24 protein-coding genes are annotated in these 23,451 nt (G+C 42.0%); 9 read left to right on the forward strand and 15 right to left on the reverse strand.

Features of this window, described 5'->3' with window-relative positions; genetic code table 11:
- Positions 1–3: 3 nt before the first annotated feature.
- From FG24_RS10685 to FG24_RS10730, 10 genes are all read right to left on the reverse strand, one after another.
- A complete protein-coding gene (locus tag FG24_RS10685; RefSeq protein WP_051901523.1) occupies positions 4–387 on the reverse strand; it encodes a MarR family EPS-associated transcriptional regulator in 384 nt (127 codons plus the stop codon).
- 181 nt (positions 388–568) lie between these two features.
- Positions 569–1,531 (reverse strand): acyltransferase family protein, encoded by a 963-nt coding sequence (locus FG24_RS10690; protein ID WP_036303348.1) that lies wholly within the window; start codon positions 1,529–1,531, stop codon positions 569–571.
- 221 nt (positions 1,532–1,752) lie between these two features.
- Positions 1,753–3,213: a phosphomannomutase gene (locus FG24_RS10695; protein WP_036303350.1), complete on the reverse strand. Its 1,461-nt coding sequence runs from the start codon at positions 3,211–3,213 to the stop codon at positions 1,753–1,755.
- Positions 3,214–3,274: 61 nt separating this feature from the next.
- Positions 3,275–3,673, reverse strand: coding sequence for an RNA-binding S4 domain-containing protein (locus FG24_RS10700; RefSeq protein ID WP_036303351.1), 399 nt, complete (start codon positions 3,671–3,673; stop codon positions 3,275–3,277).
- Positions 3,674–3,739: 66 nt separating this feature from the next.
- Positions 3,740–4,066 (reverse strand): nucleotidyltransferase domain-containing protein, encoded by a 327-nt coding sequence (locus FG24_RS10705; RefSeq protein WP_036303352.1) that lies wholly within the window; start codon positions 4,064–4,066, stop codon positions 3,740–3,742.
- Positions 4,056–4,478, reverse strand: coding sequence for a nucleotidyltransferase substrate binding protein (locus FG24_RS10710; RefSeq protein WP_235189766.1), 423 nt, complete (start codon positions 4,476–4,478; stop codon positions 4,056–4,058). Before FG24_RS10710 ends, FG24_RS10705 begins: the two co-directional genes overlap by 11 nt.
- A gap of 8 nt (positions 4,479–4,486) precedes the next feature.
- Positions 4,487–6,607 carry a Lon protease family protein gene (locus tag FG24_RS10715; protein WP_036303353.1) on the reverse strand — a complete coding sequence of 707 codons (2,121 nt, stop codon included), beginning with the start codon at positions 6,605–6,607 and terminating at the stop codon, positions 4,487–4,489.
- A 1-nt stretch (position 6,608) separates the two neighbouring features.
- Positions 6,609–7,067 (reverse strand): molybdopterin synthase catalytic subunit MoaE, encoded by a 459-nt coding sequence (gene moaE, locus FG24_RS10720; protein ID WP_036303354.1) that lies wholly within the window; start codon positions 7,065–7,067, stop codon positions 6,609–6,611.
- A gap of 32 nt (positions 7,068–7,099) precedes the next feature.
- Complete coding sequence (gene moaD / locus FG24_RS10725) at positions 7,100–7,357, reverse strand: molybdopterin converting factor subunit 1 (RefSeq protein ID WP_019898730.1); 258 nt, start codon at positions 7,355–7,357, stop codon at positions 7,100–7,102.
- 17 nt (positions 7,358–7,374) lie between these two features.
- A complete protein-coding gene (locus FG24_RS10730) occupies positions 7,375–8,694 on the reverse strand; it encodes a DNA recombination protein RmuC (RefSeq protein WP_036303355.1) in 1,320 nt (439 codons plus the stop codon).
- 201 nt (positions 8,695–8,895) lie between these two features.
- Here FG24_RS10730 and FG24_RS10735 point away from each other — a divergent pair, with 201 nt between their 5' ends.
- From FG24_RS10735 to ppk2, 4 genes are all read left to right on the forward strand, one after another.
- On the forward strand, positions 8,896–10,584 hold the full coding sequence (locus tag FG24_RS10735) for a CHASE2 domain-containing protein (RefSeq protein WP_036303356.1): 1,689 nt from the start codon (positions 8,896–8,898) through the stop codon (positions 10,582–10,584).
- Positions 10,585–10,606: 22 nt separating this feature from the next.
- Positions 10,607–11,125, forward strand: coding sequence for an SH3 domain-containing protein (locus FG24_RS10740; RefSeq protein WP_036303357.1), 519 nt, complete (start codon positions 10,607–10,609; stop codon positions 11,123–11,125).
- Positions 11,122–12,081, forward strand: coding sequence for a M48 family metallopeptidase (locus FG24_RS10745; protein ID WP_051901524.1), 960 nt, complete (start codon positions 11,122–11,124; stop codon positions 12,079–12,081). The genes FG24_RS10740 and FG24_RS10745 overlap by 4 nt, the downstream gene beginning before the upstream one ends.
- Positions 12,082–12,388: 307 nt before the next feature.
- On the forward strand, positions 12,389–13,564 hold the full coding sequence (gene ppk2 / locus FG24_RS10750; protein ID WP_036303358.1) for a polyphosphate kinase 2: 1,176 nt from the start codon (positions 12,389–12,391) through the stop codon (positions 13,562–13,564).
- Positions 13,565–13,646: 82 nt separating this feature from the next.
- Here the strand turns inward: ppk2 and FG24_RS10755 are convergent, their stop codons facing one another.
- The 5 genes from FG24_RS10755 to cysB all read right to left on the reverse strand — a co-directional run bounded on the left by FG24_RS10755 (position 13,647) and on the right by cysB (position 18,353).
- Positions 13,647–14,681, reverse strand: coding sequence for an AI-2E family transporter (locus FG24_RS10755; RefSeq protein WP_051901525.1), 1,035 nt, complete (start codon positions 14,679–14,681; stop codon positions 13,647–13,649).
- A 57-nt stretch (positions 14,682–14,738) separates the two neighbouring features.
- Positions 14,739–15,311 carry an IMPACT family protein gene (locus FG24_RS10760; RefSeq protein WP_036303359.1) on the reverse strand — a complete coding sequence of 191 codons (573 nt, stop codon included), beginning with the start codon at positions 15,309–15,311 and terminating at the stop codon, positions 14,739–14,741.
- Complete coding sequence (locus FG24_RS10765) at positions 15,312–16,766, reverse strand: helicase HerA-like domain-containing protein (protein WP_036303360.1); 1,455 nt, start codon at positions 16,764–16,766, stop codon at positions 15,312–15,314.
- Between the two features lie 65 nt (positions 16,767–16,831).
- Positions 16,832–17,305, reverse strand: coding sequence for a DUF302 domain-containing protein (locus FG24_RS10770; RefSeq protein ID WP_369797047.1), 474 nt, complete (start codon positions 17,303–17,305; stop codon positions 16,832–16,834).
- Between the two features lie 121 nt (positions 17,306–17,426).
- Positions 17,427–18,353 carry an HTH-type transcriptional regulator CysB gene (gene cysB, locus FG24_RS10775; RefSeq protein ID WP_036303361.1) on the reverse strand — a complete coding sequence of 309 codons (927 nt, stop codon included), beginning with the start codon at positions 18,351–18,353 and terminating at the stop codon, positions 17,427–17,429.
- 188 nt (positions 18,354–18,541) lie between these two features.
- Here cysB and FG24_RS10780 point away from each other — a divergent pair, with 188 nt between their 5' ends.
- Genes FG24_RS10780 through cysD form a run of 5 tightly spaced genes read left to right on the forward strand, consistent with a single transcriptional unit; the run spans position 18,542 to position 23,420 of the window.
- Positions 18,542–19,336 (forward strand): sulfite exporter TauE/SafE family protein, encoded by a 795-nt coding sequence (locus FG24_RS10780; RefSeq protein ID WP_036303362.1) that lies wholly within the window; start codon positions 18,542–18,544, stop codon positions 19,334–19,336.
- A 32-nt stretch (positions 19,337–19,368) separates the two neighbouring features.
- Positions 19,369–21,036 carry a nitrite/sulfite reductase gene (locus FG24_RS10785; RefSeq protein ID WP_036303363.1) on the forward strand — a complete coding sequence of 556 codons (1,668 nt, stop codon included), beginning with the start codon at positions 19,369–19,371 and terminating at the stop codon, positions 21,034–21,036.
- Positions 21,033–21,650, forward strand: a complete 618-nt coding sequence (locus FG24_RS10790) for a DUF934 domain-containing protein (protein WP_036303364.1) — start codon at positions 21,033–21,035, stop codon at positions 21,648–21,650. The genes FG24_RS10785 and FG24_RS10790 overlap by 4 nt, the downstream gene beginning before the upstream one ends.
- Positions 21,651–22,430 carry a phosphoadenylyl-sulfate reductase gene (locus FG24_RS10795; RefSeq protein WP_036303365.1) on the forward strand — a complete coding sequence of 260 codons (780 nt, stop codon included), beginning with the start codon at positions 21,651–21,653 and terminating at the stop codon, positions 22,428–22,430. It begins immediately after the preceding gene.
- A gap of 57 nt (positions 22,431–22,487) precedes the next feature.
- Positions 22,488–23,420 carry a sulfate adenylyltransferase subunit CysD gene (gene cysD, locus FG24_RS10800; RefSeq protein WP_036303366.1) on the forward strand — a complete coding sequence of 311 codons (933 nt, stop codon included), beginning with the start codon at positions 22,488–22,490 and terminating at the stop codon, positions 23,418–23,420.
- The last annotated feature ends 31 nt before the right edge of the window (positions 23,421–23,451 follow it).

Raw genomic sequence — 23,451 nt, forward strand, 5'->3', positions numbered from 1 at the left:
ATTTTAAGATTCCTGCTCATCCAGACTAAGTTGCATCAGTTCGAGATGAGAAGAAAAGTGATCTGAGCAAACATTTGCTTCTTGCACGAGAGATTTTATTTCAGTACTAAGGATTTCATATTCAGCAACCTTAGATTTTAGAAACCTGAGGGTAATTATCGATTTTTCTTCAACACCATTCGGCGTTAACAAATACAAATAGGCGAGTTTATTTTTACTGTTTTTAAAGTTTCTTACCTTAAGGAATCCCTTTTCAATCAGTGCGTTAACACAGAAGTTGGTCTTACCTAAACTAATACCCAAAGCTTTTGCAAGCTCGCGCTGGCTGAGCCCAGAATTGACTTCAAGTAGTTTAAGTATTTTGTACCTATATTCGTCAGTTAACATAAAAGGAATCAGAATCTGTTCATTTGTTGAACGCAATTATAACAAATAATAAACCGAACCAAACAAAGTTCTTTATCTAAAAAATGAATTACTGATAATTAATTTAATAAGTCAAAGAGGTTTAATAGGTTAATATTTTATAAGACAGTTAAAGCGCTAAATTGAAGTGGCAAATAGAAAATTAAATGAATCTTTTCAGCATTTCGGTTAATGGTTTTTCTACAACCGAATAAACTACACAGCCGAAAGTCACACTGAAAACCAGACACAAAAAAGCAAGAAAATCTCCATTCCAATCGTAAGAAACTTTACTGAATAACTTATAGAAAGCTGGAATAGTTAATATTTGAACAAGGTAAATACTGTAGGAGGCATTGCCTAAATACACTAAACTACGGCACTTAACTTGTGTAGAGTATAAAAGGCCAAAAACAATAAAAAAGGATGGTATACCCCAAATAAAAATCCTATTCAGATTTAAGCTTTTTATTTCAGATGAGATTGACGCAAGCAGAAGTAATGTTCCAAATATGAATATAGCTAAGCCTTTTCTTTTGGAAAAGTTATAGGTTCGGAATATGCAAGCCACGAACATACCTAACAAAAATTCTACAATTATAAAGTTGTTAGTAATGATAGTAAAAGTAAGTAACGAAATAACAACAAAAGTAACTTGCAATCTCCAAGACTTTAAAAATAAACCGATAGAGAAAATCAAGTAGAAAAACATTTCAAACTCAAGTGTCCAGCCAACATAAACAACAGGATAATTACTTGTAAAAATGCTAGATGTAAAAAAAAGTGACGACACCACCCAAACTGGAGTGACTAATATCTCTCTAGTAACTGATGGAAACACAAAATAAAGCATTAAAACAAAGAAGGTAAGAGCCCAATATATGGGGACAATACGAACAACACGATTCTTAAAAAACTCGTATGGTGTACGTCTCTGAATTATCTGCGTATGAAGCATTACATACCCAGAAATGACAAAAAAGATATCAACACCATTACCACCCCAACCCTCAAAGTATCTTAATAGAAAAGTATCTTGATAATATGAGGTGGAAGTGCCAATAATGTGAGTCAAAACAACATTAATAGCAGCAAAAGCACGTAAAATTTGAATATTATTGATCATTAAGAGGTGTCACAATTTGAAGCCTTTATGCGTAAAAGACATACTCCAACTTTATTTTTAAAAAGGTACTACAAAATAAGCATCTAACAATAATTGTTTATGATAGGATAATTCAAATTAGAATGCGGCTTAACCGCTAAAAATTTTTATATTAGATATTGAAAATACAATATATTAATTTAGGTTTTTATCGAGCCAGACAATCAAAATTATTTAAAAATTCATATACTAATTTTAGACAAACACTGCTGACATAAAAACTGAGCTCTTTTTTGACTTTCAGACTCTGCGTAACAACGTAATTCTGGAGCATTTCCTGATGGGCGCAGATGGACAATGTCACCGTTTTCAAATGTAACTCTAAAACCATCTACAGTATTTACAGTGCGGACAGAGCCAGAGTTTCCAGACATTAAGCTATCAGCAAGTTGATGATTTTTATTTAATTTTTCAATTAGCTGTGTGCTTTTAATCACAGGGAAATTTTGCAATCTATCGCTTGCAGTATAACGGTGCGGTAATGTTTCAATCAGTCTAGATATAGGCTGCTGATTTTGTTTAGAGATAGAAAGTATCGCTAAGATAGGCAAAATTGCATCACGAGTTGGCAGCGCATTTAGCATCTTCCCATTTAATGTAATAGTGCTGCCTAACAAGAACCCACCATTAGCTTCAAAACCAACGACACTTTGATTGTTTCCACTGTCTTTAGTATTTAAAGAAGCCTGCATTGCATCAATCACGTAAGGTGACCCAATTTTAGTGCGAACAACTTGATTAAACCATGCTGACTTCTCAGTAAGGGTGTTGCTACTCACCGGCGTCACCACCACTCTAGCTGATAATAATCTTGCGGATAAAACTCCAACAACATCCCCACGTAACCAATGACCATTTTCATCACTTATCAGCGGCCTGTCTGCATCACCATCAGTAGATACTATTGCATCAAAGCTATATTGTTTTGCCCATTCTTCTGCTTGCAAAATATCTTCTTGTCTGACGGCTTCTGTATCAATTGGGACAAAATCTTCACTACGACCTAAGGAAATGACACTCACACCCAATGCTTCTAACACTTCACGCAGAATGTCTCTAGCAACACTCGAATGTTCGTATATAGCAACACGCATACCAGCGAGATTCGCGTTTCCGAAAAAGTCAATATATCGCTTTAAATAGTGAGACTTAACGCTAGCATCTGCCACAAGTGAATTAATTGAAGAAATAGCGCCGTTTTCAGGAAAATCTACGGAAGCCTGCTGTATTAATAACTCATCTGATTTAGATATTTCACCAGTTGATTTGTAAAACTTAATACCATTACGATCAAAAGGTATATGACTACCAGTGACAACAATCGCAGGCAAAGCATGTTCATAAGCGTATGAAGCTAGCGCGGGTGTTGGCAGCTCACCAGCATACAAAACCTCCATACCTGAATCTATGATTGCTTTTGCACAAGCATTAGCGATACCTGGACTACTGGGGCGCAGATCATGTCCTAACACTACTCTTTTATCAGTACCCAAACTACCAACAACCGTATGTAAAAAGGCCGCAACATATGCATAGCAAAGCTCATCATTCATTTGTTCGACTAAGCCACGCAAACCACTTGTACCAAATCGCACATCAGTAGTTTCCATCAAAGCGCTAATGCTAATGTTTTTAGAAGTCATTTTGAATTTATTATGCCAGTGTTGAGTTTGTGTTACGCATATATTTTAGAAGTACACGAAGCTAATAAGCGCCACCCGTAAACTTCTTGATATCTCTAAGCTGTCTTTTGGTTGGGCGCCCTGCTCCACGGTCTCGTTGGGCAAAATCATGCTCGCCTGTGAGTTTAGCATTTTCACGTTTAGCGATGCTTTCTATGGTTTCAGAGTATAGCAGCGCAGCTTCTGATGCGCCTTTGCGTATATTTGATAGGGCTTGAACATTGACTTCAATTTCAAAGTCTCGGTTACGGATGTGAATCACTTGACCGATATGTACCTCTTTTGCAGGTTTTACACGGTCGCCATCCACATGCACTTTACCAGTATCAATCGCGGTAGTGGCTAAGCTACGAGTTTTAAAGAAACGTGCAGCCCATAACCATTTATCCAGCCTGCATTTGCTATTATCTAACGCATTCATACTGCTTATATTCCGTGTTTTTATGCTGATCTAGAAATGTTAGGTTTAGCATAAACAATTTGAAGTCTATGCATTTGAGTAAAAGACAATGCCAACTCGGTTTATATGATCAATGAGTTCAGGGTTATCAATTTGATTATATAGAGAAAGATCAAATGTATAGGGTAAGAACAAGTCATCTAGTTGGCTTGCAATGCTAGCTAAATCATTGTAGTTAAGTTTATCTCCAAACAAAACCAAATCAATGTCAGAACCCTCGCGGAAATTACCTTTTGCGCGCGAACCATAAAGGATTGCTTTTGTTAAATCAGCATGCTCTATAAGCGTAGATGTGATTTTTCTGATAGTTGCTTCTGGCAAACCTGATTTTTCAGATAGATCTTTAAGCTGCATTGTGTAACGCTTTCAGTTGCGTCTCTAACTGTTGGAATAACAAAAAGTAGCGTTGCCTGATATGGTCTACTATCGCTCTTGCAGTTTCAATATTATAGGTATGACTGGTTTGATTACGGTCTTGTATCATCAGCATCCACCCTTCACCATCTTCAATAAGGCTTAATTTAAAGGCAAGTCTTGTCGTATCTTTTGATCCAAAAATTTCGGCATTACCGCTGTGCTCTAAAAAATCTTTTAAGGTTTTCCATGCTAGCTCATGCGTATACTCAAAGCTCTGAATCAAGCCTTGTTCTTCTAACTCATTTAAATCATTTTTTGCAATAAATTTAGTCAGTTGTGCGAGCGCTTTTTGATAGTTTGAGAAGCGTTGCTGCCAACGAATATCTGTGGATAAATGTTTGCTCATCATCTAGTTTACTACCTTATTGAAATTCCATAGTTTTTAGGTGAGTTAGTTTCTAGGATGGTTTTAAAGCCTTTAAGCACCACTTCTGCCATGACATTCAGAGACTCTAATTGATGCCCCGTTAAGTAGTGAATACCCTCGGCTACATTATTCATGGTGGCAATATGAAATTGACCATTTTCAACTGCTTGAATGACTTCGTCACTGAGCATGAGATGGCGCATATTGCGCTCAGGCATCAGCACGCCTTGTTTACCATCTAAGCCTATTTCTTTACATACTCTGAAATAGCCTTCAATCTTCTCATTTAGGCCACCGACTGGTAGCACTTCGCCATGCTGATTGAGCGCACCAGTGACCGCAATGCCTTGCTTAATGGGCACTTGTGCAAGTGATGAGAGTAGCGCGAAGAGCTCTGCACATGAGGCTGAGTCGCCATCCACACCGCTATACTCTTGCTCAAACACAAGCGAGGCTGTAAGGTTAAGTGGATTCAATAACGCAAAGTTAGTATGTAGCCAGCTTTGTAAGATCATAACGCCTTTATCATGCGTTGGGCCACTCATACTCACTTCACGGTCAATGGTGAGCACACCGCGGCTACCTGGGTAGCAGTTCGCAGAAATACGAACTGGTGAACCAAAACTTGCTTCAGATAAATCGATATGCGTCAGGCCATTAATCTGGCCGATACATTCACCATGCACGCTGATAATGAGCTCTTTATCCACGATAGAATCTCGCATATGTGCCTCAATATAACTGTGGCGTGCATATTTGCGTTGAATTGCTGATTTCACATCTTCAATTTCTACTAATTGCGCGCCACGCAAATTAGCAGCGGCAGCACTTTCCAAAAGTAATTTTTCCAACACGGCAAACTTAGTGCTAAGTCTTGTTTGATCCTCAATTAAGCGATGCATTGCTTGTAATAAAGCAGCAACAGCTTCTGCAGTAAAGTGGCAACAATGATGTTGACGGCACTTGTGGGCAATAAAAGAGGCATAAGCTGCATAGTTTTCAGGCGTTGCTTTTACTTGATCAGCAAACTCTATTTTGATGGGAAAGTAATCAAAGAAGTCTGGCTTCACACCCAATAGCTCGTAATAGTCTTCACGGGTGGCAATCAACACAATTTTGACTGAAACCTGTATCGCCGCTTGTGCACTAATCAAGCTACTGCCTTGATTGCTACTGCTGCTTAAGTCCTCAATCTGCAAAGTGCCATTACGTAAGAAGCGATGTAATTTCTCAAGAATATGCGTTCCATTTTGCTCATCTGCAACAATGTCACGCAAGTGTAGCAACAATGTGCCTCCATCAGCACGCATCAAATTACCAGCACGTAAGCGCATAAAGTCTGGGATATTACTAGCCTCGCTGGCACCCTCTATTCCACCAAATAAGGATTGCAAACTAGGGTCGTTATCATAAAGTACTGGCGCATGCTGTGTTGCATGATGCTCCACTAATACGTTGGCACGATAGCGCCCAAAGAAACTCTCAGATAAGAGTGCTTCAAGGTTACTTTCACCATCTGGGCTTGTTGTGGGCTGCCAATTTTCCAATGTCTCTAAAATATCTTTTTGCAGCGTATTGAAGTAATGCGTCGGCATTTTGTCTGGATCTATGAGCGTCAGACTGGCCTTAATCAAGCTTAACTGCACATCTAAAAATGTCTGTAATGGCGCAACAGAATTTTGCTGCACTTTAGCCTCTAATAAACTTGCAAGGTCTTTTGCAAAAACACGCACAAAACTATCTAGCGCTTGCTTTAACTGTACACCAGCACCAGCCGGCAACTTGATAAACAGAGGTTTTCCGTTACCTTCAAACTGATAAAGCGCTACTAAATCACTCGCTGCTGGCCATTTTTTTGCAGCATCGTGCATCACACTCGTCATCAGCGTGGTTCTACCCGAACCAGGCTCACCCAATGCAAGCAAGTTAAAGCCAGATTGCTGAATACTTAATCCAAACTCAGCCGCTTTTTTAGCTTCCGCTTGTGCGACCCATGCTTGATATTGTGCGCTATCGTGCGTTTCAACGAGTAATGCTGAAGTATCAGCAAAGTTGAATTGACCCAATGCCACATTTAGGGTTAGCTCTTGAGGTGTTAATGTTTTTTGCATATTATTTTTCTATATTCCAACGATCACGTGCCATATCATCTGCTGATTTTGCCTCTACCCAATGCTCACCTTTTGAGTTTGCTTCTTTTTTCCAGAATGGTGCCTCTGTTTTTAGATAATCCATCATAAATTCACATGCGGAGAATGCATCTCCACGATGGGCGCTACTCACAACGACCAGCACGATTTGATCGCTAGGTTGCAGTGTTCCAACGCGATGTACAATTAAAGCATCGATGATATTCCAACGTATTTTTGCTTGATCAATAATCGAACTTAAAGATTTCTCTGTCATGCCCGGATAATGCTCAAGCGTGAGCTGTGACACTTCATCACCCTCATTCAAATCGCGCACTAAGCCCACAAAACTAACAACCGCACCAATATCCTTACGTGCTTGACGTAGTTGATTGATTTCTAAGCCAACATCAAAATCTTCTGTTTGTACTCTAACTGTCATACTTTTATCGATACGCCGCAAAGCATCAACATTTAACCGCCAGTGACAGGAGGAAAAAACGCAACCTCGTCACCATCGTTAATTACCGCTTTATCATCCACAAGCTCATGGTTAATTGCTGCTCTTACCTTAAGCTTCCCCATCAGCATTTGTCCCCACACATCACCTCGTTTGGCGAGAAAAGCTTTCAATTTAAGAATCGTGAATGACTCATCAGGCAACTCTAAATCCTCTGTAGAATATTTGAGTGTTTCTTTAAGTCTTGCGAAGTAAAATAATTTAATTTTCATTGGGTTACTTAACTAAGTTAATCTGTTTTATCATCAATAATATCTAACAAATCGGGGGTGTTCTTGGTTAACTCTACACGTTCGATTTGCGCAAATCTTTGTGAAATCTTTTGGCTAGAAATATGCACGTCCTGTGCATTCTCATGCGCCTGTCTAATATTGTCAGCAAGCTTTTTCATACGTAAATCAAAACGTCCAAAATCTTTACTGAGCTTACCTAGCTCTTCTTTAATGACGTGCACTTGCTTACGGGTTTCTACGTCTTTTAATACTGCTCTAGCCGTGTTCAAAACGGCCATCAAGGTAGTTGGCGAAACCACCCAAACACGTTTATTCATGGCATACTCAATGACGTCAGCATGATAGGCGTGCAACTCAGCAAACACAGCCTCTGCTGGAATAAACATCACGGCACCATCGGAGGTCACATTAGAAATAATGTATTTAGTGGCTATGTCATCGACATGCTTCTTAACATCTAATTTAAATTGTTTTTCAGCAACAAGCTTTTCTGCGTCGCTCAGCTTGTTATCTAGCATGCGGTGATAGTTTTCCAACGGAAATTTACTATCCACAGCAACCACGCCAGTAGGTTCAGGTAAAAACAACGCACAGTCAGCACGCGTGCCGTTCTCAAAAGTATGCTGCATTGCAAAAGAATTTACGGGCAACACGTTGCGCACCAATGCCTCTAATTGCACTTCACCAAAAGCACCGCGTGAGCGCTTATCGCCTAACAACTCCTGTAAGCTCACCACATTGGTGGTTAAGCCGTCAATTTTCTTTTGCGCTTCATCAATGGTTGCAAGGCGCGCCATGACATCCATAAAGGTTTGATTAGTTTTCTTGAAGCCTTCATCCAAACGCTCAGACACTTTGCCACCAATCAACTCAAGTCGACCATCTACTGATTTAGTCAGCACCTCAATACTTGCAGTAAGCTGTAATGTCGCATTGCGCATGGTTGACTGGATTAGCTCCTGCTCGGCTTTACCCTGCTCTGCCAATGTCGTATGCAGTTTTTCCAACACCGTTTCACGTGTTTGAGAAAGACTGTTGTTTTGTGCAAGCTGTAATGCTTGCATCGCATCGCGTGTTGCTTGCAACTCACTTGCCACACTGGCACGCAGACGCTCACTGGTCTCGTTAGTGGCACTGCTCAACCTGTCGCCAAGTTTATTTAAGCCATCGTTAAAGTCTAGCAACATGGCGCGATGCTTTTCCTCTAACTGTTGCAGTATAAGCGTATTGTGATCTACTTTGCTTTCACGCCACATCTGTAATAGAAGCAGCAAAAGAATAGCAAATGAAATAATTAATATAATGATTTGTAACATAGGCTAAATTATACCCGATGCTTGTTTAGCATCTCTATAAATTCATGGTTTAAATAGATGCTTTATAGAACACACGTTCAATTGTCAATCATATGACATTGATGTTTTAGATGTAATTAACAAAAGTTTTCAAAAGACTATTTCTAAAACACTGCGGACTATGCCAAACTTAACCCTATTAATAATCTTGTTAGGCTAATCGTGCTTAAACTAAAACTACTCATCAACCAGTGGCTAGCCAACATTACACGCCGGCTACATAACAGCTTTTACTTATACCTAAGCGCACTGCTCACTGTGCTGGTTTTATTAGATGCCAGCTTGTTCCATGTGGGTGAAAACATGCGAGACCGTGCGTTTGATATGATGGTGAAAAATCGGATTATCGAGCCCAAGCCAGATGCCGACATTGTCATCGTTGATATCAATGAAGCATCCTTGAGTGCAATGTCTGCAGAGTATGGTCGCTGGCCTTGGCCTAGGCAAGTATTAGGTGAGTTTTTAGAAAACATTGAAGCACAACAGCCTAAGGCAGTGGTGTTTGACATACTATTTAGTGACCCTGATATTTACAACCAAGATAGTGATGCATATTTTAACGAGGTGATTGCCAGCACCCAAAATACGTTCTTCCCGATGCTGCGGCTTGCTGAAGCTAGTGATCAGTTAAGTCAGGTCACACCTGATATGATTCCGGGCATTAAGCGCACTGGACTAGCCACAGATGCAAATACCACAACCAAACCAATTGCAATCGTTCTGCCGCATTTTGAGGCTGCACTAAACTCCCAGCACCTAGGTACGCATAACATTTACCCAGATAAAGACGGTATTGTGCGTGAATACAGACTTTGGCACGACGAAAATGGCTGGGTACTGCCTTCCCTCCCCTTAGCAGTCGGTAGCTTTGTACAGAAAAACTCAGACACGCTTCCACAAAACATGCTGATCAATTGGCGTGGCAAACCCTTTACCTACCAATTTGCAACGTTCAGTGATGTTTACGCAGATATGGCCAGCAAGGTGAAAAAACGCCCGCCTAATGAGTTTAAAGACAAAATAGTGATTATCGGCTCTACCGCGCCTTCATTGTTTGACCTTAAAGCAACCGCGATGGCAAAAGCACACCCAGGGGTAGAGATTCTAGCTACAGCCATTGATAACGTTAAACACGATGATTATTTAAAAGTGTGGCGAGGAAAAACGCCTTATATATTAATGAGCCTAACGTTAATCTGGCTGACCGCACTGGCATTCTTCCGCAATGTAGACCGAGACAAAGTAACGACTATTTTCAGTAGTAGCCAAATTATCTTGATTACGCTGTCTTACCTTGCTATCAACTTTACAAACACCTATTTAGACCTCACCGGCCCTATTGCCTGGGCCATTATGTATTTTAGTGTGGCTAAAATATATGCGCTAGCTAACGACCGCGCAATGCAACGGCTATTAGCAAATGACGTAGAATCAGGCAAAAAGGGTTCGGCGATTCTACTGATGCCAATTTTATTTGAAACGCAAGAACCACTCAGCGATAGCATACTCAAAAAATTACAACATAAAATTCAACAGGAAGTTCATCAACAAGGCACAGTGGAAATTTTAAAAGGTACCCAAAGTGGCATATGGGGCTTGTTTAGCGACATGATTATTGTCAGCTGGGCTTATCGCCATGATGATGAAGCGATAGCAATTAAAGCAGAGCAAGCCGCTAAGCAGCTTGGCGAGGAGCTCAACCGATTAATACAGAATACGGGTATACCTGCTAACACAACCGCGCGTTATATATTGCATGCAGGAGTGCTCAACACAGCAAAGCCGATGGCAAATCAATGGAGAGGGTTATTTGCACAAGCCATTATCAAATTAGATATTTTAGAAAATTAAACATTTTACAAGGTGAAAACCAATGAAGCATTACTTAAAGCAAGCATTAATCGCGAGCAGTTTAATTCCTTTACTTTATGCAGGCATGAGCGCTGCAGCCGAAACAGGTAGTGCGCTTAAAAATGACAACTTACGCACAGAACCATATGCTGATGCAAAAATCACCGGCAGTTTTGCACGTGGTGAAAGTTTGGAAATCATCAAAAAACAAGGTGCTTGGTTACAAGTAAAAGCGAAAAAAGGCTCAGGCTGGGTACGTTTACTTTCAGTAAAACGTGGTGCAGCAACCAGCAGCAACCAAGCAGCTGGAGTACTAGCCGTGGCTAGTGGTCGTGCAGGTACGGGACAAGTGGTATCAACGACCGGTGTTCGTGGCTTAAGTGAGCAAGAGTTAAAAGCAGCTAAATTTAATGAAGAAGAAATTAAAACGCTAGAAAGCTATACCTTAAATGCAGAAAAAGGCCGTGCTTTTGCTAAAGCCGGAAACTTAAACAGCGTTGCTTTTAAAAACTTAAAAGAAGTGAAAGGTGGTGCTCAATGAGCGCAAATCAAACATCAAAAAAACAGTCGACACATCACCAATATCGCCTAATCTCCATCTTGGTCGCAAGCTTATTAGGTGTTGCCAGCCTACAAAGTGCCGCTTTTGATTTTAAAGGCGCGCTCAAAGATGCCGTGGAAAAAGAAATCGGCCAACAATCAGAAAGCCCAACAGCCCCTACTGACGCTACAAGCACTACTGAAAACACTAAACCTAATAACACAACAGCCAGCTCAGAAACTGCGTTCAACTGGAAAAATCCCAGTACCGCAGAAGAGATTACGCTTGGGCGTGAGATTGCCGGAAACTTGCTGGGGGCTGCACCGTTGGTAAAAGATGCTGCACTACAAAAATATGTCAATTCTGTAGGCCGTTGGGTTGCATCACAATCTGAGCGCCCAGATTTACCTTGGCGCTTTGGTGTGATTGAGAGTGAAGATTTAAATGCTTTTGCAGCACCAGGCGGCTATATTATGCTGACCAAAGGCTTGTACCGAAAACTTCAAAATGAAGCACAGCTCGCTGGTGTGTTAGGACATGAAATTGCCCATGTAGTCAAGAAGCACCAGCTCAAAGTATTGCAAAAACAACAACTGTTAAACATTGGCGCTGGGCTCTTAAGTGACAAATATGCAAAAGACAATGCTCTAGTTAGTAAAGCGATTGGCAGTGGTGCAGAAATCAGTGCTAGGAGTTTAGATAAGTCGGCTGAGTACGAAGCAGATCGATTGGGCTTAAGTTACGCAACCCGCGCCGGTTACGAGCCATACGGTTTGGCTGAGGTATTGCAAACATTGGGACAATCCAGCAATAGTGATGCAAGCGTTGCTTTACTGTTTAAAACCCACCCTCACCCAGATGAAAGGCTTGCGGCATTAAGTGAATCTGTTGGCGGGCAGCTCGATAAGATTACTAATGGCAAAACATTGGAAAAACGATTCTATCTACTTAAATAACAGGCTCATCAACATAACAATCATAATGGGCCTGCATAAAAACATGCAAGTTGTGTTTGTTTGATGAAGATTAATCGAATACATTTTTCCCTAACTATTCGAACGATTCAGTAGTCTTGAGAACTCCAGGAGCAAGGTCAGGTCTGAATAATTCATCAACTATCCTAATAGTCAGATTGGATTTAAGTGATGGCAAATAGCTCAACGTTTGATCATGCTCAAATAAAGCTATTTTAGTTGGTTGAGTTGTTTGACATCTCAATGTATAGGGGTAAGAATATCCTTATACATTGTCGGAGATTGTGATATGACAACCAAGCACAAAGAGCGCAGCGCTAGTAATGCTCTTAAAAAAACGACGACCAAAGCTGCTGGTAATGGCTCAAAAAAACGCAATGTATCAGCAGGTGATATCGCCCCAGACAATACTGCAGAAGGTATTGAAAGCTTTGCTGTGCATGAAAAAATATCCGCTGCTCAAGCATCTAAGTTTGAGGCTGTGCAAGATATTATCCAAAGAATCTCTAGCAGTGATTTATCAACCCTGCCTGAAGCATTACATACCATCATAAAAGGCGCATCGCCCGACGATGCTGCGGCATTAACCAAAGCGTTAACGGTTATTAACGATACAAACACCATGAAATTGCGCTTACGCAATGATCAAGCGCTGGCTAAAGACTGGCGAGATGGTGGATACCCTTACCAAAACCTACTCTCACGAAAATCTTACGAAAAACAAAAATACCATCTGCAAGTAGAGTTATTAAAGCTACAGGCTTGGGTCAAAGAGACTGGGCAGCGTGTTGTGATTCTGTTTGAAGGGCGCGATGCAGCAGGCAAAGGTGGCACAATCAGGCGCTTCATGGAGCATCTTAACCCACGTGGTGCGCGTGTTGTAGCACTTGAAAAACCAAGTGAGGTCGAACGTGGCCAATGGTACTTTCAGCGCTATGTTTCACAGTTACCAACCGCTGGTGAAATCGTATTATTTGACCGCTCCTGGTACAACCGTGCAGGCGTGGAGCGCGTCATGGGGTTTTGCAACAATGATGAGTACCTTGAATTTATGCGTCAAGCCCCTGACTTTGAGCGTAACCTCACACGGTGCGGTATACACGTGATTAAGTTCTGGTTTTCTGTCAGCCGCTCTGAACAACGCAGACGTTTCAGAGAGCGTGAAATGCACCCTCTCAAACAATGGAAACTCAGCCCGATTGACTTAGCCTCTCTCGACAAATGGGATGACTACACAAAAGCAAAAGAAGCCATGTTCTTTCATACGGATACAGCTGACTCACCTTGGACGGTGATCAAATCTGATTGTAAAAAGCGAGCGCGCCTGAATGCCATGCGCTATGTTTTACACAAACTACCGTATACCAATAAAGATATTGATGCGATTGGCAACTTAGACCTGCTGCTAGTAGGACGAGCACACATTGTTTATGAACGTGGTGAGCATAATCATATTATTCTTTAACACTGCTAAATTTAAGCCCTGTCGAACACATGACAACGCAAACAACTGCGGTGTAAAAATATTTAAATCACCTGAGTTGTATTTAAATTAGGTCACGTGCGCGCAGCTCAGCTTTTATATAGGCATAATAAATAGGGGCAGCAACAATCCCTATCAGCCCAAATGCGGCCTCCATACACAGCATAGCAATTAACAACTCCCATGCATTTGCACGAATCTGGTTACCTACAATGCGTGCATTCAGGAAATACTCAAACTTATGAATAATCACTAAATACAGCAAAGAACCGAGCGCTACAGCAAGTGATTGGCTTAAACTCACCACCACAATGACAGCATTCGAAATCAAATTGCCAATGACTGGAATCAAACCAACCACAAAGGTAATGGCAATCATGGTTTTCACTAAGGGCAAATGCACGCCCATTAACGGCAACACTACTGCTAAGTAGATTGCTGTAAAGAAAGTATTAATGGCTGAAATACGTATCTGTGCGAATACTACACGCTTAAAAGCATCACTTAACAAAGCACAGCGTTCATAAAGTGCGCCGGAAAATGGCTTAAAATGCTCAATCGACACCGCCTCGCGCAACGCCAACATTCCACCGACTATCATGCCAATCAGGATATGTGCAGTCACACGCCCCGCTTCTTTACCTACCACTTGCAACTCATCAGCATGCGAACGCAACCATGTCGTTAACATTTCTTTAAAGGTAAGCGCATCAGCAGGTAGATGCGTTAATAACGAGCTCGGTAAAATTTTTCTTGAGTCTTCAAGTATCTGCGCCATTTTCGCTAACAACACCGTCAAGCTACCCGCATCAGATCTCAAAAACGCTGTTAAACCAGCACCAGCCAAGGAAAGTAAGCTCACAACAATAAAGACTAAAATACCTACTGCCCAAAGTTTGGAATAATTACTCGGGCGCTTACTTGGAAATCTGCGTGATATATATGGCGTAATCATGTGTACTAATTGATACACCAACAACCCTGCCAGCAAGGCAGGTAACAGGCTAAATTTCAGCACACAAAACAAAGCAACTCCGGTTAATAGCCATGCGGCTATTTCATAACTGGTTGCTGCCTGCACTTGCGCTAATTTGGCCATATTTACCTTTAAGAATGGATTACATATTAATGTTAAATACCAACAACAATATGTTGATTAATAACTTTTAAGTGAAAATCGATTAATAAAATCACCGGCATCATTTGCTGGCAACGACACAATCAAATCCACATGCTCATTAAACGCTTTATCGACAATAGCACCGTTACACTTTGCTAATGCCCGCGTGACAAAATCCATTTGATTATAAGCGATGGTGAGCTTAATGGTTTTCATCTCCACATAATCTGCGACTTCTGTCGCATCCAACGCAAGTTTAGCTGTGCCGCCGTAAGCACGCGCTAGACCACCAGTACCCAGATTAATACCGCCATAATATCTAATCACACCAACACAAACATTAATCAGGTTTCTGCCCTCCAACAGCTTTAACACAGGCATGCCTGCCGTGCCTGAAGGTTCGCCTGCATCTGAAAAACGCTGAACAATCCCCTCTTCTGTTTTTAGCCTAAAAGCATAAGCCAGATGATGTGCATTCTGATGTTTGGCGGCAAAGGCACGTAATGCCTGCCCTACCTCTCGCTCAGAAGCGCATGACACCGCCATGGCAATAAAACGTGACTTTGTAATGGTTTGCTCAGCAAACCCTGCTTGTACAATAATCTGCAACTATTTACGCCCACCTAAAATACTACCTAATATGCCACGAATGATTTGCCTGCCTAATTGCGAACCAATCGCACGTGCAGCACTTTTGGCTGCTGCCTCTAATATGCCATCAGAACGGCTCGCTGGCTCTTTTTTAGCTGAAGACTCAGCTAGCACTGCATCTTCGGCTGCAGTGGCCGCAACTTGTGCCTTTAAAATCTCATAAGCGGATTCACGGTCAACTTGTTTCTCATACACGTTATTCAGAATTGAAGTCCTAATAGACTCAATCCGCTCAGCATCGGTAGCTGGGCCAACACGGCTACCTGGCGGGCAAACAAACGTGCGTTCAACCGGTGTTGGAATGCCTTTTTCATCCAAAAATGAAACAAGCGCCTCACCTACCCCTAACTCGGTAATCACACTTTCTACATCTAGCTTAGGATTCACTCTAAAGGTCGTTGCAGCAGATTTCACTGCTTTTTGGTCCCGTGGCGTAAATGCGCGCAAGGCGTGTTGAACACGATTACCTAATTGCCCCAAGACCGCATCAGGAATATCGAGTGGATTTTGGCTCACAAAATACACACCAACCCCTTTAGAACGAATCAGGCGAACGACTTGCTCAATTTTCTCAAGCAACACGGCTGGCGCATCGTTAAATAGCAAATGTGCTTCATCAAAAAAGAATACTAATTTTGGCTTATCTAAATCGCCAGCTTCCGGCAATTTTTCGAACAACTCGGACAACAGCCACAGTAGCAACGTTGCATAGATACGCGGTGAATTAAACAACTTGTCACTCATCAAGATATTAACGACACCACGGCCCTGTTCATCGGTCTGCATCAAATCATCTAAGTTGAGCGCTGGTTCACCAAACAACATATCAGCGCCTTGCGTTTCAAGCTGTAACAGCGCACGCTGCACTGCCCCCACACTTGCCGCAGAAATATTGCCATACTCAGCTTGATACTGTGCTGAGTTCTCAGAAGCATGCTGCATCATTGCGCGTAAATCTTTTAAATCTAACAGCAACCAACCTTTATCATCGGCAATTTTAAAAACTGCGTTCAGCACCCCAGCCTGCACATCATTCAAGTTAAGCAAGCGTGATAGCAACAATGGCCCCATTTCAGCGATTGTCGTACGTACAGGATGCCCTTTCTCTCCGAACATATCCCAAAACGTGACAGGGCATTTGGCGTAACTAAAATCAGAAATTGCCAATTGCTGAACCCTAGCCTCAACACGGGCATTACCGCCCCCTTGCTGCGACATACCAGACAAATCACCTTTAACGTCGGCCATAAACACAGGCACACCATTTTTTGAAAATCCTTCGGCTAGTGTCTGCAACGTAACAGTTTTTCCGGTTCCTGTTGCACCAGCAATCAGACCGTGACGGTTAGCCATTCGAGGCAGAATAACGCTCGATATTTCATTATTTTTTGCAATTAAAATTGGGGTTGCCATAAAAAGTGATTACCTAATGAGTCATTAACATTAAGAAAGTGTGATAACCAACTACTGAAAAATAGCTAAAAATCACCTTTCCGTGCTCTATCCATAATTTCCAAAAGCTTGGTTTCTAGTTGCTGTGCAGACTTTCTTGCACGTTCAGTCGGATGCTTGATACTCTTCAAATCATAAGTCGGACGATCCATCGCAATATAAAGTTTGAGCTTGTTGTGTTCATCCAGCTTCTCATAAATCGCGATTCTACAAGGCGCAAATACTAAAAACTCAGGGTGGTCTAAAATGATTTCTGTCCCCATGCTCAAGTTACAAAACGAGTGCACTTCTTTAATCCCTTGTGGATCCTGCCCGCGCAGTTTCATATGCTCACCAATCGGAAAGTTGGCTGGGTTAACAAAATTCAACCCTTCTGAAATACTTTTCAGACTCTCTACCACATCCTGATAACTGACATCAGCATTAACAGGCAGCTCATAAATTGCAGTAGTGGGATCAATTGCCGGCATACCAGGCCTCACTTGACCAATCAGCATCATATCTTCGTAAGCTGGATTTGGCTTAATGGTGCTACAAGCAGTCATGAAAAATGCAACCGTAACGATAAAAACAATATTGTGTCTCGTTCTAAGCATGAGCATAGCGTCCACCATTCTATTATTAATCAGTGATTTTAAGCGCCTGATTCACCGCTGCTCGATTAAAATGCGGCGCAATCAGTTCAATAAAGCCATACATATATCCACGTAAAAACGCATCTTTACGCACCCCTAAGTAAGTCGTGCTATCAGCAAATAAATGATCAACATCTATTTTTGCTAAATGCGTATCTCGCTCAGCATCATAAGCCATATTTGCAAGCAAGCCTACGCCCAAACCAAGGGTTACATAAGTCTTAATCACATCGGCATCAATCGCCGTGAGCACCACATTAGGCGTTAATCCCGCATCAGAAAAAGTCTTAGATACAAGCGTACCCCCTGTAAATGCAAAGTCATAGGTAATGAGTGGGTAATTAGCTAGTTTCTCTAATGTCAAAAGCCCATCTGTAAGTAAGGGATGACCATGCGGTACAACCACACAACGGTTCCAGTGATAACAAGGTAAGCACAGCAAACTCTCTCTCTCACTGATAGACTCAGTTGCAATCCCAATATCAGCCTCCCCGTTTTCAACCTGCTCTGCAACTTGACTTGGGTTACCCTGATGAATATTAAGTTTAACGCGCGGATAGCTAGTCATAAACGCTTTCACTGCAGCAGGCAGCTTATAGCGCGCTTGGGTATGTGTGGTAGCAATCGTTAATGTGCCTGTTTCAACATCACTAAACTCTTCTCCAACACGCTTGATATTCTCAATATCCCGCATGACTTTATCAGCCAAGCTAATGATTTGTTGCCCAGGCTCAGTTAATCCTGTTAAGCGCTTACCGTTACGTTTAAATATTTGCAAACCAAGCTCTTCTTCAATTAATTGAATTTGCTTGCTAACACCTGGTTGTGATGTATATAAAGCATCCGCAGCACTGGTAATATTTAACCCTTGCTTCACGACTTCATGTAAATAACGTAACTGATGTAATTTCATTTGGTTTAATTTTTCTATAAAATTTCTTAAAATTAAGCTTCAAGTTAATGCTAATATTTTTACGCTTAAGTGCCGCTGCTTTATATAACTAAATGATATATCCATAGAATAACATATTCTTAAAAAAATAAGCCATTCACTGCTATAGTGCCCGGCTAAATTTAATTAATGAATAACGGATACTCCTCATGGAATTTGGTTATATTATTTCGGGCTTTGCGGTTGGTTTGCTTGTCGGTATTACTGGCGTTGGCGGCGGCTCGCTGATGACACCTTTACTTGTGTTTATATTTGGTTTTAAAGCATCCGTAGCTGTAGGCACAGACTTGCTTTATGCCGCGATTACCAAGACTGGTGGAGTGTTTGTTCATCACAATACGCACAAATCGGTAGATTGGCGTGTTGTGGGATGGATGTCACTAGGCAGCCTGCCCTCAGCAGTGGTCACTATCTTTGTGATTAAACATCTCATTCAAATTGAAAAAGATGTTTCAGGAATTATCACTTTTACATTAGGTATCGCACTGATATTAACCTCAATCGCATTGATTATTCGTAGCTATATCACCAGAAAAAAAATACGCGAAATCGAAGATAGTGTCATTAGTAGTGGTCGTTTTAATAAAATTCAAGTCCCAGCAACCATATTTACTGGCATAATACTGGGTGCGCTAGTAACAATCTCTTCAGTAGGTGCAGGTGCGCTTGGCACACTGGCGATACTCTTCCTTTATCCTAAGATGAGCACGCTCAAAGTAGTAGGTACTGATTTAGCGCACGCAATCCCGTTAACGGCGGTTGCTGGCTTCGGTCATTGGACGCTTGGACATGTCAACTTTGAACTGTTAGGCACATTGCTCATCGGATCTCTACCTGGAATATGGGTCGGTAGCCACTTAAGTGTAAAAATTCCAGAAAAAATATTACGTCTAGTTTTAGCCACGCTCTTACTAGTGATTGGTTTGAAGTTCGTTTTGGTTTAATTTAAAAGTTAGTTTAAAAAGCACTATATATTATGTATAAATATGATGAAATAGATCAACAGATTGTTGATGAACGCGTTGCCCAATATCGCGACCAGACTCGCCGCTACTTAGCTGGCGAACTATCTGAAGATGAGTTCCGCCCGCTACGCCTTCAAAATGGCTTATATATCCAACGTCAGGCACCGATGCTCCGCATTGCAGTGCCTTATGGCATGTTATCTAGCGCACAATTGCGCAAACTTGGCGATATTTCAAAAAAATACGACAAAGGTTATGGTCACTTCAGTACACGTCAGAACTTGCAATTAAACTGGCCTAAACTGGAGGATGTGCCTGAGATTTTGGCGGATTTAGCGACAGTAGAAATGCACGCTATTCAAACCTCAGGTAATTGCATTCGTAACATTACGACAGACCAGTTCGTAGGTGTTGCACCGGATGAAGTAATCGACCCTCGCGCGATTGCTGAAATCATGCGCCAATGGAGCACATTTCACCCTGAGTTCGCTTTATTACCACGTAAATTCAAAATTGCAGTGTCTGGTACTAAAAATGACCGTGCATTGGTGCAAGCGCACGATATCGGTTTAGAGTTCTACCGCGACAGCAATAACCAAGTAGCTCTCAAAGTATGGGTAGGTGGTGGCTTAGGTCGTACACCTATCTTAGGCGCAGTAATTCGCGAACATCTAGAATGGCAACATGCCCTCACCTACTGCGAAGCGATTATTCGTGTCTATAACTTACATGGCCGCCGCGATAACATCTACAAAGCACGTATTAAGATTTTAGTAAAAGCGTTAGGTATTGATGAGTTCCGCAAACAAGTGGACGCTGAGTGGGCGCACCTTAAAGATACAGATAACACCATTACTGAAGCCGAATTAGCACGTGTTGCGCAGCACTTTGACGCAATGCCTTATGAAAACGTACCAGCACATGACGCAGGCTTTGATGCGGCAGTTGCTAGCAACCCTGCGTTTGCCGCATGGGTTAAACGTTGCGTACATCCACACAAACAAACTGGCTACCGCGCAGTTACCCTTTCGCTCAAGCCGCATGGTCAAGCCCCTGGTGACATTAGCTCTGAGCAAATGTGGACCGTGGCTGACCTTGCTGATGAATATAGCTTTGGTGAGTTACGTTCATCTCATGAGCAAAACCTAATATTGGCCGATGTTAAATTAAGCGATTTATTTGCATTGTGGGAAAAAGCACGTGCTAATGGTTTAGCTAGCCCAAACATTGGCTTGCTGACAGATATCATTTGCTGCCCTGGTGGCGACTTCTGCTCACTTGCTAATGCAAAGAGTATTCCTATCGCTAAAGCGATTCAAATGCAATTTGATAACTTGGATTATCTGCACGATATTGGTGAGATGGAGCTCAACATTTCAGGTTGTATGAATGCCTGCGGTCACCACCATGTGGGTCACATTGGCATTCTTGGTGTCGATAAAGATGGCTCTGAGTGGTACCAAGTCAGTATCGGTGGTAAACAAGGTAACGATGCAAGCCTTGGCACTGTCATTGGGCCTTCATTCTCTGCGGATGAAATGCCAGGTGTCGTGCAAAAACTAATTGAGGTTTACATTAAAGAACGTACACCTGAAGAAAGATTTATTGATACTGTGCGCCGTTTGGGCGTTGCCCCATTCAAAGCACATGTCTATGCAAAAAATGAGGTTGCAGCATGAGTAATTTAATCAAACTAAACAATGGTGTTGCTAGCTTGGTAGAAGATGACTGGACACTAGTTCAGTTACCTGCCACACAAATAGAAGAACGTAAACAAGCTGGTAAAGTGGTTTTATTTAAGCTTACTGGTGAAGCTACAGTCACTGATGCACAAATTGCTGATACGGTAATTCCGGCAACAGGCAAAATCATTTTGCCGTTAAGTGTATTTATTGCGCGCAACAGCGAGGTTAAAGCTCGTATTGCACAAGGTGAAATCGGTGTTTGGTTAGCCACGCATGAGCTACTTGAAAATCTGACGCAACAACAAGCAGACTTAAATGCACTGCCTATCATCGCGATTTTTGTAGAGCGCTTTGCTGATGGCCGTATTTTCTCTTTAGGTAACTTACTGCGCACGCGTTTTGGCTTTAAAAATGAGCTACGTGCGTTTGGTGATGTGCTGCGTGACCAATTATTCTTCTTGAAACGCAGTGGCTTTACTAGCTACTTAGTACGTGCTGACCGCTCAGCACAAGAGGCGATTGCCAGCTTAACTGACTTTACCAAACCATACCAAGGTGCTGTTGATGAGCCACGCCCTGTATTTAAGCGTTACAACAGAGGCGCATAAATGACTACGGATGTAGATTTAGGCCAGGTTGTGATGCTTAAACCTAGCGCAAACAACCCTGCGACTAGACCAACACTGACGGATGAGTTAGTAGCAAGCGTTAAGCAAAAAGCGGACGAAGTGCACGCATTGTTGAGTAACGCTGCAAACGAGTTTGGCGCGAATGAAGTCACCTTTGCCAATAGCTTTGGCGCAGAAGATATGGTGCTAACCGACATTATTCAACGCAAAAAGATTGCCATTGAGATTTTCTCGCTAGATACTGGTCGCTTACCTGTTGAAACTTACGACTTAATTGCCAAAACAGAGCAAACTTACAATACCAAGCTTAAAATCTTTTTCCCGCAGTCTGATGCGGTAGAAAGTTATGTAAGAACCAACGGCATCAATGCATTCTATGAGTCTATAGACCTGCGCAAAGCCTGCTGCTTTATGCGTAAAGTAGAGCCATTACAACGTGCGTTAAAAGATAAAAAAGCATGGGTCACCGGCATGCGTGCAGAGCAATCTACCACGCGCGTTAACCTGCCATTCCGTGAGTTTGACAGCGGCAACAATTTAGAAAAATTCAACCCGCTAAGTAACTGGACTGAAAAAGAAGTCTGGGCCTACATCCGTATGTTTGATGTGCCATACAACAAACTGCATGACCAGTTTTACCCTAGCATCGGCTGCGCACCATGTACGCGTGCGATTGCCATGGGTGAAGATGTACGCGCTGGCCGCTGGTGGTGGGAAGACCCTAATAGCAAAGAGTGCGGATTACACGTAAAGAAATGATTTTATAAAATTCTGCTACGTACTAAGTAGTAATTTTGATTTTTGAAACCTAAGAATATGACAACGACTAAACAACCTTTATCTCATTTAGACTGGCTAGAGTCAGAGGCCATTTACATTCTGCGCGAAGTTGCAGGCCAATGTAGTAACCCTGTACTACTATTCTCAGGTGGCAAAGATTCGCTATGTATTTTGCGTTTAGCGGAAAAAGCATTCCGCCCAGGTAAATTCCCGTTCCCACTGATGCATATCGATACTGGCCACAACTATCAGGAAGTATTGGATTTCCGCGATCAACGCGCGGCAGAACTGGGCGAGCGCCTGATTGTACGTTCAGTGGAAGACTCAATGAAACGTGGTACCGTGGTATTAAAATCACCTGATGAGCCACGCAACAAGCATCAATCTGTAACCTTACTGGAAGCGATTGAAGAGTTTGGCTTTGACTGCTGTATCGGTGGTGCGCGCCGCGATGAAGAAAAAGCCCGTGCTAAAGAGCGCATCATGAGCTTCCGCGATGAATTTGGTCAATGGGATCCAAAAAACCAACGTCCTGAATTATGGAACCTGTATAACGCGCGTTCACATAAAGGTGAAAACATCCGTGCCTTCCCTATTTCTAACTGGACAGAAATGGACGTATGGCAATACATCGAGCGTGAAAACTTAGGCTTACCAAGCATCTATTTCTCACATCAGCGTGACATTATTATGCGCGGTGGTGCAATGATGCCTGCAAACGTACCACTTGCTAACGGTGAAATCATTAACCAACCTAAATCAGGTGAAGAAGTCATTAACATGCAAGTTCGTTTCAGAACTGTGGGTGACATCACATGCACGGCACCAGTGCTGTCTGATGCAGATAATGTGAGCAAAATTGTCATTGAAACTGCGACCACCACCATTACAGAACGTGGTGCTACCCGCCTAGATGACCAAACCTCAGATGCTTCAATGGAACAACGCAAAAAAGAAGGATATTTCTAAGAAATGCAACCTAAACCAATTTATTGAACAT

This window comes from Methylotenera sp. L2L1, from assembly GCF_000744605.1.
Taxonomy (GTDB): domain Bacteria; phylum Pseudomonadota; class Gammaproteobacteria; order Burkholderiales; family Methylophilaceae; genus Methylotenera.